12 protein-coding genes are annotated in these 13,752 nt (G+C 69.8%); 6 read left to right on the top strand and 6 right to left on the bottom strand.

The window, feature by feature from the left end:
* Positions 1-8 precede the first annotated feature (8 nt).
* A complete protein-coding gene (locus ACX80N_RS03835) occupies positions 9-341 on the top strand; it encodes an ArsR/SmtB family transcription factor (protein WP_459338337.1) in 333 nt (110 codons plus the stop codon).
* A 22-nt stretch (positions 342-363) separates the two neighbouring features.
* Here the strand turns inward: ACX80N_RS03835 and ACX80N_RS03830 are convergent, their stop codons facing one another.
* Genes ACX80N_RS03830 through ACX80N_RS03820 form a run of 3 tightly spaced genes read right to left on the bottom strand, consistent with a single transcriptional unit; the run spans position 364 to position 1,863 of the window.
* Complete coding sequence (locus tag ACX80N_RS03830; protein ID WP_459338336.1) at positions 364-843, bottom strand: MarR family winged helix-turn-helix transcriptional regulator; 480 nt, start codon at positions 841-843, stop codon at positions 364-366.
* Positions 844-851: 8 nt separating this feature from the next.
* Positions 852-1,064, bottom strand: a complete 213-nt coding sequence (locus tag ACX80N_RS03825; protein ID WP_459338335.1) for a hypothetical protein — start codon at positions 1,062-1,064, stop codon at positions 852-854.
* Positions 1,065-1,107: 43 nt separating this feature from the next.
* Positions 1,108-1,863: a TetR/AcrR family transcriptional regulator gene (locus ACX80N_RS03820; RefSeq protein WP_459338334.1), complete on the bottom strand. Its 756-nt coding sequence runs from the start codon at positions 1,861-1,863 to the stop codon at positions 1,108-1,110.
* Between the two features lie 212 nt (positions 1,864-2,075).
* Between ACX80N_RS03820 and ACX80N_RS03815 the strand changes: the two genes are divergently transcribed.
* Genes ACX80N_RS03815 through atzF form a run of 5 tightly spaced genes read left to right on the top strand, consistent with a single transcriptional unit; the run spans position 2,076 to position 10,701 of the window.
* Entirely contained in the window at positions 2,076-3,572 is a 1,497-nt protein-coding gene (locus tag ACX80N_RS03815) for an amino acid permease (protein ID WP_459338333.1), read from the top strand.
* 46 nt (positions 3,573-3,618) lie between these two features.
* The gene (locus ACX80N_RS03810) at positions 3,619-4,494 is read left to right on the top strand and encodes an urea amidolyase associated protein UAAP1 (RefSeq protein WP_459338332.1); all 876 of its coding nucleotides are present in this window, start codon (positions 3,619-3,621) and stop codon (positions 4,492-4,494) included.
* Positions 4,491-5,156: an urea amidolyase associated protein UAAP2 gene (locus ACX80N_RS03805; protein WP_459338331.1), complete on the top strand. Its 666-nt coding sequence runs from the start codon at positions 4,491-4,493 to the stop codon at positions 5,154-5,156. The genes ACX80N_RS03810 and ACX80N_RS03805 overlap by 4 nt, the downstream gene beginning before the upstream one ends.
* On the top strand, positions 5,153-8,857 hold the full coding sequence (uca, locus tag ACX80N_RS03800; protein WP_459338330.1) for an urea carboxylase: 3,705 nt from the start codon (positions 5,153-5,155) through the stop codon (positions 8,855-8,857). Before ACX80N_RS03805 ends, uca begins: the two co-directional genes overlap by 4 nt.
* The gene (gene atzF / locus ACX80N_RS03795; RefSeq protein WP_459338329.1) at positions 8,854-10,701 is read left to right on the top strand and encodes an allophanate hydrolase; all 1,848 of its coding nucleotides are present in this window, start codon (positions 8,854-8,856) and stop codon (positions 10,699-10,701) included. Before uca ends, atzF begins: the two co-directional genes overlap by 4 nt.
* Positions 10,702-11,039: 338 nt before the next feature.
* Here the strand turns inward: atzF and ACX80N_RS03790 are convergent, their stop codons facing one another.
* The 3 genes from ACX80N_RS03790 to ACX80N_RS03780 form a co-directional block, all read right to left on the bottom strand.
* Entirely contained in the window at positions 11,040-11,711 is a 672-nt protein-coding gene (locus tag ACX80N_RS03790) for a GntR family transcriptional regulator (protein WP_105031902.1), read from the bottom strand.
* Between the two features lie 110 nt (positions 11,712-11,821).
* Positions 11,822-12,856 carry a transketolase family protein gene (locus ACX80N_RS03785; protein ID WP_459338328.1) on the bottom strand — a complete coding sequence of 345 codons (1,035 nt, stop codon included), beginning with the start codon at positions 12,854-12,856 and terminating at the stop codon, positions 11,822-11,824.
* On the bottom strand, positions 12,853-13,746 hold the full coding sequence (locus ACX80N_RS03780) for a transketolase (RefSeq protein ID WP_105031900.1): 894 nt from the start codon (positions 13,744-13,746) through the stop codon (positions 12,853-12,855). Before ACX80N_RS03780 ends, ACX80N_RS03785 begins: the two co-directional genes overlap by 4 nt.
* Between the last annotated feature and the right edge of the window lie 6 nt (positions 13,747-13,752).

The raw sequence follows: 13,752 nt of genomic DNA, 5'->3' as shown, positions 1-13,752 counted from the left end.
GAACGGACATGGCACGAGTGACCGAGGTGACGGACGAACCCGACGTCGAGGACTTCGACTTCGTCAAGGTGCTCTCCGCCGTCGCTGATCCCGTACGGCTCAGCATCCTGAGACAACTGGCCGAAGCCTCGGAAGCAATCAGCTGCGGAGCCATCGACCTGCCCGTCAAGGCGTCAACGGCCACCCACCACTTCACCGCTCTCCGCCAGGCCGGCGTCCTGCACCAGTACTACATCGGCACCTCGAGGATGAACGTGCTCCGGACCGAGGACCTGGAAAAGGCCTACCCCGGCTTCCTGCCCTCCGTGATCGCCGGCTCGGCCGGCATCAACCGCGACTGAACACTCGCCAGCCGCAGTCCTGCTACGACGCTGTAGCAGCGATCAGAGCCCGCATGGTCCGGTTGAGCTCCTGCACGTCCTCCCGGGAGAGATTCAGGCGCCTCATCATCGTGCCGGGCACGGACAGGGCACGTTCGCGCAGGGCGGTACCGGCCTCGGTCAGGCTGACGGCCAGCGCACGCTCATCGCCCTCAGCGCGTTGCCGCGTGACGAATCCCAGCGCCTCGAGGCGCTTGAGCATGGGGGAGAGGGTCGCCGATTCCATGAGGAGATCCTCACTGAGCGACTTCACGGTCCGCGGGTGGCGTTCCCAGAGCGCGAGCATGACCAGGTACTGCGGGTGGGTCAGATTCAGTTCCTGGAGCACCGGCCGGTAGGAGTTCACGACGTTGCGCGATGCGACTGACAGGGCGAAGCAGAGCTGCTGTTCCAGGAGCAGTTCGTTACCCGTCGGCTCATCAGAGACGTCTGCAGGGAGGACAGGGCGAGTGACCGTGGCCAATGCGGGGCTCACTCAGGAGTGCGGGTGGTGAGGTACGTCGAGCCGTCGGCGTTGCGGACGACCTGCCACTGCTGCAACTCGTCCTGACGCCCCTGCTGGGCGGCATCGTTGCGGTACACCACCTCGCCGGTGGTGGTGCCACGAGCTGCCGGACCGAAGAACATCTGCAGCTTGTTGGTGGCTTTCATGAAACGGTGTGCGAATGGCGGCTTCTTGGCCATGATTGTTCCTTCGGAGGCGAGCGGAGTACCTATGATTAGGGTACTAACGGTTCGTGCGCTGATCAAATGAGCGGTGCACGTCCGAGGCCCGTTCGCCGAACGAGCGTGAAGGCAGGTCCCGCTCCAACCTGCTGATGAGGGCGAAGCTCCCGCTGCGGACAGCTGCCAGATCTTCCGCGGCGCCGCAGAGCGCCAGTGCTGCGTCGGCCACCTGGACCGGCGAACCCGGTGTCACCAGGCCGTCGGCCCGGAGGCTGATGAGGGATTCGACCAGGCGGAAGGCTATCTCGCCGTGGTGCTGAGGGTCTTCGGGCCACAACGGGTGAGGTGCCACGGATGAGCCGAGCCGACGGTAGAGGCCCCGCAACTCCGCCCGGGCCGCGAGGAAATCGTTGAACCGCGGATTCTTGGCCTCGGGCAGGTGGTAGAGGATGCCCACGTTCCACGGGCCGCTGCACAACTGGGTCCCGTCGAACAGTGCCACGGCGTGGAGTCGAGCCGCTGGGGACGGATCGTCCGCGACGGTTCCCGTGGTAGCGCATACCGCCCTGGCGAAGGACAATCCCTCCGCCACCGTCCCGGTCAGGAGTGCCTCGAGGATGTCGTCCTTGGTGGCGAAGTGGTGGTACAGGGAGGACTGGCGGATACCGACGGCGTCCGCGATGGCACGGGTGGAGGTTGCGGCGTAGCCCTGCGTGGTGAAGAGCTCGGCCGCCGCGTCGAGGATCTCCTCGCGGGCCGTTGCTCCGGGGCGGATCGACTGTTGCGCGCGGGGTCGTCCCGGTCCGGCCAATGTCACGCCTCATTCTTACACCACGCAACGGAGGTCCCTGTCGACAGCGCTCCCTCCCGGGAGGCGCGAAACATCGCCGAAACGTCCTCCTCACGAGTTCTTTACTCGAGTGAAACCCGTGCGGGACCTCGGGGCGGAAAACTATCAAGTGACCGGTATTACCGGGGGTATCGACACCTCTCCGCCGGCACCCACCCGTTCCGAGCCCGGAGACACAGATGACGATTCCACTCTCGACCCACGCGGACGACGCCGACCTCACCTCCCTCGGGTACGAACCATCCCTGCACCGCAAGCTGGGGCGATACGCCTCCTTCGCGGCAGGCTTCTCCTTCGTCTCCATCCTCACCACGATCTTCCAGCTCTTCGCCTTCGGCTACTCCTTCGCCGGACCGGCGTTCTTCTGGACCTGGCCCATCGTCCTCGTCGGCCAGCTGCTCGTGGCCCTCAACTTCGCCGAACTGGCCGCACGGTATCCGCTGTCCGGTGCCGTCTATCAGTGGGCGCGACGTGTGGGAGGAGAGACCGTGGGGTGGTTCGCCGGCTGGTTCATGGCGATCGCCCAGGTGGTCACCGCCGCCGCTGCAGCCATCGCCCTCCAGGTCGTGCTGCCCCAGTTGTGGAGCGGGTTCCAACTCGTCGGCGGTGATCCTGCCCTCAACACCCTCACGGGCGCCGCCAATGCCGTCGTCCTCGGCGCCATCCTCCTGGTGGCGACCACAGTCATCAACGTCGTGGGTGTCCGGCTCATGGCGCACGTGAATTCGATCGGCGTGACCTGCGAGATCATCGGGGTCGTCGCCGTCGTCCTCGCGCTGATCACCGCGGCACAACGCGGCCCCGACGTCGTCCTGGACACCACCGTGCTGCAGACCTCGGAGCTCGGCGCCGTGGGCGCGTTCCTGGTCTCCGGCCTCATGGCCGCCTACGTCATGGTGGGTTTCAACTCGGCAGGCGAACTGTCCGAGGAGACCCGGGATCCCCGCCGCACCGCCCCGCGGACCATCATCTCCGCGCTCGCGATCTCCGGCATCGGCGGAGCGCTCATGATCGTCACCGCCCTGATGGCCGCACCCAGCCTCGACGACGGCCGCCTCGCCACCGAGGGCCTGCCCTACGTCCTGACCGCGGTGCTCGGGACCTTCTGGGGCAAGGTGCTCCTGGTCGACGTCGCCGTCGCGATCTTCGTCTGCACCCTGGCCATCCAGACCGCCGGGTCGCGCCTGGTCTTCTCGATGGCGCGTGACGGCAAGCTCCCTGCCTCCCGGCTGCTCTCCACCGTCCACCCCCGCCGCGGGACCCCGATGTGGCCGTCCGTCGCCATCGGTGCCCTCGCCGTCGGCGTCCTGGCCATCAACGTGGGGAATGCCGCCCTCTTCACCACGCTGACCAGCGTCTGCATCGTCATGGTGTACATCGCCTACCTGCTCGTCACCGTCCCGCAGCTGCTCAACCGGCTCCGCGGCGACTGGGACCGCGTGGGGCAGACCATGCCGTCCGGCCTCTTCTCCCTGGGCCGCTGGGGCCTGCCGGTGAACGTGCTCGCCGTCCTCTACGGCGCCGTCATGGTGGTCAACCTGGCATGGCCCCGCCCGGAGGTGTACGACCCCGCGGGCGAGAACGGGATCCTCCTCTACTCCGCCCCGCTCATGGTCGCCATCGTGCTGCTCCTGGGTCTCTGGGTCCGCCGGAACATCGCGGCCAGGGCCTCCTAGCAGCCCCGCACCACCCGTTGCCACCGACAGAACCGACAGGATCGCCATGACACAGACCACCCAGGCCCCGACGGGTACGGCCACCACGGCCGGGGCCCGCACCCACGCGCGGGCCCAGCACACCCGGACGGCGGACACCATGCGCCACATCCCGGTATCCTCCGCACCCCCCTCGCTCACGGGCACCCTGCCCGACGGCGCCGCCGACCGCCTGGTCTGGTCGGAGACGCTGGCCTTCGGCCGCTACACGACCCTGCAGCTGGCCCGTGGCACGCGCCTCCGCCTCACGGACACCGGCGACGCCTGCGTGCACACCCTCCTCTATCGTGCCGGGGCGCCGCACGAGCGCTTCAACGCCGCCGACACCGTCAAGGTGCCGTGGCAGGCCTACCCCGGAACCGGGCACCCCCTCCTGTCCGACGCCGGGCGGGTCCTCGCCACGATCGTCGCGGACACCTCGGGCAGCCACGACGCCCTGACCGGCGCCACCACCCTGGCCGGGAACACGGCACGGTACGGGGCAGGAACAGCGCACAGCACCTCGCCCGCCGCCCGCGAACTGCTGACCCTCGGGGCACTGAAGAACGGCCTCGGGCCGAGGGACGTCGCGCCGTCCCTCACCCTCTTCAAGGGCATCCGCGTCGACCCCGATGGCGGCATCCGCTTCACCGGCAGCGCAGGCCCCGGCGCCTCCGTGGACCTGCTGCTGCAGGTGGACTCCGTCGTCGTCCTGGCCAACACCGCCCACCCGCTGGACCCGCGCACCGAGTTCACGGGCACCGCCGTCGACATCGCCGCCTGGCGCGCCCCCGAGGACCTCGCCGCGCTGGCCGAGGGCAGCCTCATCGGGCCGCTGACGCCCGAACACCTGCAGGCACTGCACAACACCGAGCACGATCTCGCCGCAAGGAGCACCCGATGACCACTACCCTCCCGCAGCCTGCGGACAGCATCGCCCTCGCACCCGGCGCCGTCGTCCTCGACGAGTACGTCGAGGCCCGCGGCCCCTGGTCCGCCGTCATCGCGGCCGGGGACGTCCTCACCATGGTGGACCTCGACGGCAACCAGGCGGTCGACTGCCTGCTCTACGCCGCCGCGGACACCACCGTCCGGTACTCGGCACCGGTCACCATCGCGCAGCAGCACTCGATCGTCCTCACCACCGGCTCCGTGCTCCGCGCCGACACCGGCCTCGCCCTCATGACCGTCGTCGCCGACGAGGTCGGCGTGCACGACACCATCGGCGGCGCCTGCTCCCAGGAATCGAACACGCTCCGGTACGGCCAGCACACTCGCGAGCAGCACGCCTGCGTGGAGAACTTCCTCATCGAGGGCTCCCGCTGGGGACTCGGCAAGCGCGACCTCGTCTCCAACATCAACTGGTTCATGAACGTGCCCGTCGATCCCGACGGCGCCCTCGGGATCGTCGACGGCCTCTCCGCCCCGGGCAAGCGCGTCGCCCTCCGGGCCGAGGTGGACACCCTGGTGCTCGTCTCCAACTGCCCGCAGGTCAACAACCCCTGCAACGGCTTCAACCCCACGCCCGTCCGCATGATCGTCACACGCCCGGAGAACGCCGCATGAACCGCTTCGACACCCTGCTCGTGGCCAACCGCGGGGAGATCGCCTGCCGCATCATCGAATCGGCCCGGAAGCTCGGGCTGCGCACGGTCGCCGTGTTCTCCGAGGCGGACCGCGGCGCCCGGCACGTCCGGCTCGCCGACGAGGCCGTGCTCCTCGGCCCGGCACCGGCCAAGGAGTCCTACCTCCGCGTCGATGCGCTACTGGCCGCCGCGGCCTCCACCGGCGCCGGCGCCATCCACCCCGGCTACGGCTTCCTGTCCGAGGACGCGGACTTCGCGGAGGCCGTGGAAGCCGCCGGACTCGTGTTCGTGGGACCCACGCCCGGGCAGCTCCGCACCTTCGGCACCAAGCACACCGCCCGTGACGCCGCATCCGCCGCCGGCGTCCCCATGATCGCGGGCTCGGGCCTGCTCGACGGGGTCGACGATGCGCTCGCAGCCGGACAAGCCATCGGCTACCCGCTCATGCTCAAGGCGACCGGCGGCGGAGGCGGCATCGGCATGACCGTCTGCCGCACCGAGGAGGAGCTCGCCGAGAGCTTCCCGCGCGTCGCCCGGCTCGCCGGAGCCAGCTTCGGCACCGCCGGCGTCTTCGCCGAGCGCTACGTGGAGAATGCCCGCCACGTCGAGGTCCAGGTGTTCGGCGACGGCGAGGGCCGCGTGGTCAGCCTCGGCGATCGCGACTGCTCCCTGCAGCGCCGCCACCAGAAGGTGCTCGAGGAAGCGCCCGCACCGGATCTGCCGGACACCCTCCGCGAGGAACTGCACCGGAGTTCGCGGGCACTGTGCGCGTCGCTGGGCTACCGCTCGGCCGGGACCGTGGAATTCGTCTACGACTCCGCGCGCCAGGAGGCCTCGTTCCTGGAGGTGAACGCGCGCCTGCAGGTCGAGCACCCCGTCACCGAGTCGATCACCGGCGTCGACCTGGTCGAGTGGATGCTCCGCCTCGCCCAGGGCGGGCCCGATGCCGCGGCGGTCCTCGCCGGCGTCCCCGACAGCGTCCCCGTCTCCGGCTACGCCGTGGAGGCGCGGGTCTACGCGGAGGACCCGGCACGCGGCTTCCAGCCGAGCGCCGGCACGATCACGAACGCCGCTTACCCCGAGGCGGACCACGTCCGCGTGGACACCTGGGCCGAGACCGGCAGCGAGGTCTCCACCAACTACGATCCCCTCCTGGCCAAGATCATCACCTCCGGCAGCAGCCGCGACGAGGCCTTCGACCGCCTGGCCGGCGCGCTCGCCGGCACACGGATCGACGGTATCGAGACGAACCTCGGCATGCTGCGCGCCGTCAGCACGCTCGACGTCGTCCGCGCGGCAGGGCACTCGACCAGCACGCTGGACACGGTGGGAGATCCCAAGCCACGCATCACCGTGGAGCGGCCCGGACTCCAGACCAGCGTGCAGGACTGGCCGGGCCGCACCAGCCTATGGCAGGTAGGGGTCCCGCCGAGCGGTCCGATGGACGACCTCTCCTTCCGGCTCGGCAACCGGGCCCTCGGCAACGAGGAAGGAGCCCCCGGTCTCGAATTCACGATGACCGGGCCCAGCCTGACCTTCTCGCACGAGACCACCCTGTGCGTGACCGGCGCGCAGGTCCGCCTCACGGTGGACGGTGCGGACGCCGCCGCGTGGGAGCCGATCACGGTCCCCGCCGGAGGAACGCTCGACGTCGGGACCGCGGAAGGGCCCGGCCTGCGCGGCTACATCCTGTTCGAGGGCGGCCTCGACATCCCGCTGTACCTCGGCAGCGCGTCCACCTTCACGCTGGGCCAGTTCGGTGGGCACGCCGGCCGCGTCCTCCGGACCGGTGACGTCCTGAGGGCCGTGCCGACCGCTCCACCCGCGGGAGTCGCTGCTCCGGTGCCGCTCGACGCCCGGCCCGCGCTGACCACGCGATGGGAGCTCACGGTGGTCGAAGGCCCGCACGGCGCGCCGGAGTTCTTCCAGCGGGAGGACATCGACGCGCTCTTCGCCACCGACTACGAGGTGCACTTCAACTCCGCACGGACCGGCGTGCGGCTCATCGGACCCAAGCCCCGCTGGGCGCGGAACGACGGCGGCGAGGCAGGCCTGCACCCGTCCAACATCCACGACACCGCCTACTCCGTGGGCGCTCTGGACTTCACCGGGGACACCCCGATCCTCCTCGGACCGGACGGTCCCAGCCTCGGCGGGTTCGTGTGCCCGGTGACCGTCGTGACGGCGGACCGCTGGAAACTCGGGCAGCTCCGCCCGGGCGACACCGTGCGCTTCGTCCCGATCCGGGCCGTCCAGGCCCCGTCCATCCGTGATCTCGGTCCCGGTCGGCAGCTGATCCAGGACGCCCCCGACCCGACAGGTCAGGGATCTGCGGCCGGCCTGCTCCTCGGGCGGGGGGACGGCGACGACGGCGTGCTGGCGCGCATGGGGGAGGAACCGGGCAGGCCCGCCGTGACCTACCGCCGCTCCGGCGACGACAACCTCCTCGTCGAGTACGGCGACATGGTGCTCGACCTCGGTCTCCGGGCCCGCGTGCACGCCCTGCACCAGGCCGTGGAGCAGATGCGGCTGCCCGGCGTCGTCGACCTGACTCCCGGGATCCGCAGCCTGCAGGTCAAGGTGGACCCCTCCGTCCTGTCCACCCGCCGTCTGCTGCAGGTGGTGCAGGACGTCGAGGGTGCCCTCCCGGCCAGCTCGGAGCTCGTGGTGCCCAGCCGGTCGGTGCGCCTGCCCCTGTCCTGGGACGACCCGGCGACCCGCGAGGCCATCGAACGGTACATGGCGGGTGTGCGGGACGATGCCCCATGGTGCCCGTGGAACATCGAGTTCATCCGGCGCATCAACGGGTTGGACTCGGTCGACGAGGTCTTCGACACCGTGTTCGACGCCGAGTACCTGGTCCTCGGTCTCGGCGACGTGTATCTCGGAGCGCCCGTCGCGACGCCGCTCGATCCCCGGCACCGCCTCGTCACCACCAAGTACAACCCCGCGCGCACGTGGACGCCGGAGAACGCCGTCGGCATCGGCGGTGCCTACATGTGCATCTACGGGATGGAGGGACCGGGCGGGTACCAGTTCGTGGGCCGCACCACCCAGGTCTGGTCGCGCTACGCCGATTCCGCGCCGTTCCAGGCGGGGTCCCCGTGGCTGCTGCGGTTCTTCGACCGCATCTCCTGGTACCCGGTCGGCCCGGAGGAGCTGATGGACCTGCGGGCCGACATGGCGGCAGGCCGCGGACGCGGCGTGGAGATCGAGGAGGGGACGTTCTCGCTCGCCGAGCACGAGCGCTTCCTCGCCGACAACAGCGCGTCCATCGCGGAGTTCCGCGTCAGGCAGTCCGCGGCCTTCTCCATCGAGCGGCAGGCGTGGGCCGACGCCGGTGAGTTCGACCGCGCGGATGCGGCTGCTGCCGTCGTCCCCGCGTCGGAGGACCTGGTGGTGCCGGACGGCGCCTCCCTGGTTCCGGCGCCCTTCGCCGCCAGCGTCTGGAAGGTGGATGTGGCAGTGGGGGACACCGTGCTGAAGGGCCAGGCCCTCATCTCGCTCGAAGCCATGAAGATGGAGACCGTCCTCACCGCTCCCTGCGACGGCACCGTGCTGCAGGTCCTTCCCCTCGCCGGGTCGCAGGTCGTCGCCGGCGAGGCGCTCGTGGTGTTGGGCGCATCGCCCGAACCGGGGCAGGATTCCGGATCGCGACAGACGGAAGAGGTCGCAGCATGAGCGCCCCGGCAACCGGTCGCGTGCGAACCGCCCTCGCGGCCATCGCAGCAGTGGACCGTCCCGAGATCTGGGTGACCCTGCGGGCGGCGGAGGACCTCCTCGCCGATGCGGCGGACGTCGATGCCCGGGTCGGGGACGGCGAGGAGCTCCCCCTGGCGGGCCTGCTGCTCGCCGTGAAGAACAACGTGGACGTGGCAGGAACCCCTACCACGGCGGCTTGCCCGGGCTTCTCCTTCCTCCCCGGCAGGGACGCGGAGGCGGTGCGCCGCCTACGGGCAGCAGGAGCCGTGGTGCTGGGCTCCACCAATCTCGACCAGTTCGCCACCGGCCTGGTGGGTACGCGCAGCCCCTACGGCGCGGTCCGGGACTCACGCCGTCCCGAGTACATCTCGGGCGGGTCGAGCTCCGGATCGGCCGTCGCCGTCGCCCTGGGTCTGGCCGACATCGCGATCGGCACCGACACCGCCGGATCGGGGCGCATCCCCGCCGGCCTGCAGGGCATCGTGGGCATCAAGCCGACGCTGCACGTGGTCCCGACGGACGGCGTCGTGCCGGCCTGCCGTTCCTGGGACGCCGTCACCATCCTGGCACGCGACCTGTCGACGGCGGAGCGGGCGATGGGTGTCATGGCCGGGGGAGCACGAGCGTGGCCGGCCGATGTACGCCTCGCAGCACCGTGCCGACCGCGCGTCGCCTATCCGGCCGACCTGCCGGAGCTGTCGCCCGGCTGGGCTGCCGAGTTCGGCCGGCAGGTCGCCCGGCTCGCGGCATCCGGCGTCGATGTGGAACCGGTGCCGATCGACGTCTTCCTCGAGGCGGCCCGGCTCCTCTACGACGGAGCGCTCGTGGCGGAGCGCCATGCCGCCGTGGGGGAGTTCGTGGAGAACGCCGTCGGGGACGGCCCCGCCGGACTCGATCCCACCGTCGCCGGCATCATCGGCCGTGCAGGCACGCTGCCCGCGCATCGGTACGTCACCGACACTGCGCGCCTGGCCGAGCTCAAACGGGCGGCACTCGTGCAGCTGGAGGGCTTCGACGCCCTCCTGGTGCCCACCGCACCGGTACATCCCCTCCTCTCCGAGGTCGCGGCGGACCCGGTGGGCGTGAACTCGCGGATGGGGACGTACACGAACTTCTGCAACCTCTTCGACATGTGCGCGGTCGCGGTGCCGGCAGGGGAGGTGGACCGGGCCCAGTTCGGCGTGACGCTGGTCGGGCGCACGTTCGACGACGCCGTCGTCGCCGACATCGCCCGCCGCATCGAGCGCATTCCTGCTCCTCCTGCCCTGTTCTCGGACGGGGCCGTCGGCCCGATGGATACCGCCGGGCCGTGGCCGTTGGCAGCGGGAGCAGCCGGCGTCCCGCTCGTCGTGGTCGGAGCGCATCGTCGGGGCCAGGTACTCGCCCCGCAGCTCGAGGACCTGGGCGCTTTCTGGGACGGACCCGTCCGCACGGCCGCCCGGTACCGCATGGTGGCTCTGGACACGCATCCACCGAAGCCCGGTGTCTACCGCTCCGACGACGGTGCGGAGCTCGTCGGCGAACGGTGGATCCTCTCCGAAGCAGCACTCGGGCGGTTCCTGGCGATGCTGCCCGAACCCATGCTGCTGGGGTCCGTACGCCTCACCGATGGGACCACCGCCGTCGGCTTCGCCTGCGACGCGGTGGCCGCGGCCACTGGCCAGGACATCACGCAGCACGGGGACTGGCTCGCCGCCTTGGCGGCCCCGGCCGGAGGGACCGCAGGGCACGCGGGCGAGGATCAGCAGCAGTACGGCGCCCTCCGCACGTTCCTGCTGACGGCGCTCTCCCGCGGTCACTCCACAGGGGCGGGCCGTGGATAGCCACCCTGCCCCTTCACCGTTCCCCGGACGGACGAGGGGTGACGCACCCCGTCCGGGCAGCACCGCATCCGGGAGGGACGTGGACCAGCGCGGGACGGCACCCGGATGGTGGCACAGGATCTTCCATGCTGGACGGACGACGGGGACGACCGCGTCGGGGCAGGCGGGTGCGAGGGCGGAGTGGCGATACTCGTGGCTACTGCCCGGGGACGCGGCACTCGCCGCACCGCCCGCTGTGGGCCCCGAGCTGAAGTAGCTCGCGTCGGACAGGCAACCCCTGGAAGGTCGGTTCGCGAGGACGCCGCCGGCTGTCGTGATGCCGACTCACACGGACGACATCACGCCGGGTGCTGCTCGAGATCGCTTCCGACGAGTGTGCGGATGGTGTCGGTCATGTGTTCCTCGACCGCGTGTACGGCGGTCAGGGGGTCACCGGTCGTGATGGCTTGCACGATGCCCGCGTGCCGGTGCGCGCTCATGTTGCTGATCGCCTGATCGACGCCTGCGTACATGATGCTCATCCGGATGGACCCCTCGAGCGACTTCCATGAGTGGACCAGCGTCCTGTTCCCCGTCAGTGTGCACAGGGCGTGATGGAAGTCCAGGTCCGCCTGGATGCGCTCCTCGAGGGAACCGTCGCTCGCCTCTTCCATCTGCCGGATGTGTCGCTCGAGTTCCCTCACAGCTTCCTCCCGGTCGGCCCGGTCGGCCAGTGTGCGGGCGGCGAGTGACTCGAGGGCGGACCGCACTTCGAAGATGTCCCGGACGTCAGCGGTGTCGAGGTGGCGCACCGCGAGCCGACCCCTGGCTCCCGAGGAGATCAGACCCTCCTGCTGTAGCTGCCGCATCGCTTCACGGAGGGTGCCACGGCTGATCTGCAGGCGCTCCGACAGATCGGTCTCCACGAGGTGCGTCCCGGGAGCGAGTTCTCCGGTCGTGATGGCACGCCGGAGCGCCGCCAGCGCCTGCTGGCGCAGGTTGGTCTTCTCCAGCCCCCCGAGAAGTGACATCGGTGCTCCCTTGTGAGTCATGCCTTCCACCGCCTCTGTCGACAGTAGATTGTCGACAGAATCGATCTTACGGAAGGTTGTCCGGTTCTGTTCCCAGAACCGCTCCATGATCAGGGGGCGCCGTCTCGGGACAGCTCGGCCAGGACCTTCTGCACGATCCGGTTCGTGGACAGCCCGTACCTCTCGTGCAGGGTCGGCAGCGCGCCTGCGTCGAGGAAGCGGTCGGGGAGTGCGACAGGAACGATGCGCCGCCCGCTGCCGGCCCGGACTGCGACTCCGGCCACGGCTTCGAACAATCCCCCGACCTCCGTATGGTTCTCGAGGGTGACAACCAGCCGGTCCTGCTGGAGTTCATCGAGGATCGTCGTCGTGTCGAAGGGCTTGATCGTGGGCGAGTGGACGACGGCGACGTCGACGTGATGGGCGGCCAGCTGCTCCGCTGCCTGCAGGGCTCTCATGGTCATCAGTCCGCTCGAGATGAACAGGACGTCCGTGCCCGGACGCAGCTGCTTGGCCTTGCCGAGTTCGAACGTGTAGTCGTACTCATCCAGGACTGTCGGCACGTTGCCCCTCAGCAGCCGCAGGTAGCTGGGTCCGGGTGATGCCGCGAGCTGGGGTACGGCCTGCTCGATGTCCACCGAGTCGCACGGGTCGATGATGGTGAGGTTGGGCATGCCGCGGAAGATCGCCATGTCCTCGGTGGCCTGGTGGCTCGGCCCGTACCCGGTGGTCAGGCCGGGCAGCCCTCCGACGACGTTCACATTCAGGTTCGGCTCCGCGATGTCCAGGCACAGGAAGTCGTAGGCGCGGCGGGCGGCGAAGACCGCGTAGGTCGAGGCGAACGGGATCATCCCTGTCTCGGCCATCCCGGCGGCCGCTCCGAGGAGCAGTTGCTCGGCCATGCCCATCTGGAAGAACCGGTCAGGAAACGCCTTCGCGAAGACGTGCATGTCGGTGTACTTGCCGAGGTCCGCCGTCAGGCCGACGATGCGCGGGTCGGCCTCGGCTGCTGCCACCAGGGCATGGCCGAAGGGGGCCGGCGCGGTCCTCTGCCCGGGATCGGCGAAGGACGCGATCATCGCGGAGGTCTTCAGCTTCGGTTTCGTGGCTGTAGTGGTGTCGGGAGCCTCGCTGGTGGTACTCATGCTGAAGCCTTTCCTTCGTGTCCTGCGGTCAGCTGCTCGCGGCAGATCTGCCATTCGTGTTCCTCGATGCGCATGAAGTGCGCTTTCTCCCTCTGCTCGAGCAGGGGTACGCCCTTGCCGACCTTCGTGTCGCACAGGATGACCGATGGTTGAGCCGTGGCGCCTGCGCGGTCGGCGATGGTGTCCAGTGCGGTCAGGAGGGCCTGCGCGCTGTTGCCGTCCACCCGCTGTGTGTACCAGCCGAAGGACGCCCACTTCTCTTCGGCCGGTTCGATGCCGAGAACCGTCCTGGTGGCGCCATCGGCCTGGAGGGCGTTCATGTCCACCAGCGCGGTGAGATTGCCCAGTCGGTGGTGATGCGCTCCCATCGCTGCTTCCCAGGTGGATCCCTCGTCGAGTTCGCCGTCGGACAGGAAGTTGAAGATGCGGGCCGGTGAGTGCTGCAGCCGCAACCCCAGGGCCATCCCGACGGCGACCGTCAGTCCGTGTCCGAGGGAGCCGCCGGAGATCTCCATGCCCGGCGTGTAGGACGCCATGCCCGACATCGGGAGTCGGGAGTCGTCCGAGCCGTAGGAGTCGAGTTCGTCGACAGGCACGATCCCGGCTTCGGCCAGCGCGGCGTAGTGGCCGATGGCATAGTGGCCGGTGGAGAGCAGGAAGCGGTCCCGTTCGGCCCAGTGAGGGTCCTCCGGGCGGTAGCGCAGCTGGTCGCGGTAGACCGCCGCGAACATGTCCGCGGATCCGAGAGCCTGCCCCACGTATCCCTGGCCCTGTACCTCGCCCATGTTCAGGGCATAGTGGCGGGCGCGGTAGGCGGACTCCTCGACCTCCGCCACGCGGGCGGCGAACTCGGCAGAAGGCGGTGTTGCTGTTACTGGTGCAAGGGTCATGGCTGA

It is taken from the genome of Arthrobacter sp. MDT2-16, from assembly GCF_054510925.1.
Note: the sequence above shows the minus strand (reverse complement) of the source record. Positions and strands in the feature narration are given on the sequence as shown.

What these genes read in the sequence shown, in the direction of transcription:
- ACX80N_RS03835 (WP_459338337.1), top strand. Translation starts at nt 9, where the DNA reads ATGGCACGAGTGACCGAGGTGACGGACGAACCCGACGTCGAGGACTTC.
- ACX80N_RS03825 (WP_459338335.1), bottom strand. Translation starts at nt 1,064, where the DNA reads ATGGCCAAGAAGCCGCCATTCGCACACCGTTTCATGAAAGCCACCAAC.
- ACX80N_RS03815 (WP_459338333.1), top strand. Translation starts at nt 2,076, where the DNA reads ATGACGATTCCACTCTCGACCCACGCGGACGACGCCGACCTCACCTCC.
- ACX80N_RS03810 (WP_459338332.1), top strand. Translation starts at nt 3,619, where the DNA reads ATGACACAGACCACCCAGGCCCCGACGGGTACGGCCACCACGGCCGGG.
- ACX80N_RS03805 (WP_459338331.1), top strand. Translation starts at nt 4,491, where the DNA reads ATGACCACTACCCTCCCGCAGCCTGCGGACAGCATCGCCCTCGCACCC.
- uca (WP_459338330.1), top strand. Translation starts at nt 5,153, where the DNA reads ATGAACCGCTTCGACACCCTGCTCGTGGCCAACCGCGGGGAGATCGCC.
- atzF (WP_459338329.1), top strand. Translation starts at nt 8,854, where the DNA reads ATGAGCGCCCCGGCAACCGGTCGCGTGCGAACCGCCCTCGCGGCCATC.
- ACX80N_RS03790 (WP_105031902.1), bottom strand. Translation starts at nt 11,711, where the DNA reads ATGTCACTTCTCGGGGGGCTGGAGAAGACCAACCTGCGCCAGCAGGCG.
- ACX80N_RS03785 (WP_459338328.1), bottom strand. Translation starts at nt 12,856, where the DNA reads ATGAGTACCACCAGCGAGGCTCCCGACACCACTACAGCCACGAAACCG.
- ACX80N_RS03780 (WP_105031900.1), bottom strand. Translation starts at nt 13,746, where the DNA reads ATGACCCTTGCACCAGTAACAGCAACACCGCCTTCTGCCGAGTTCGCC.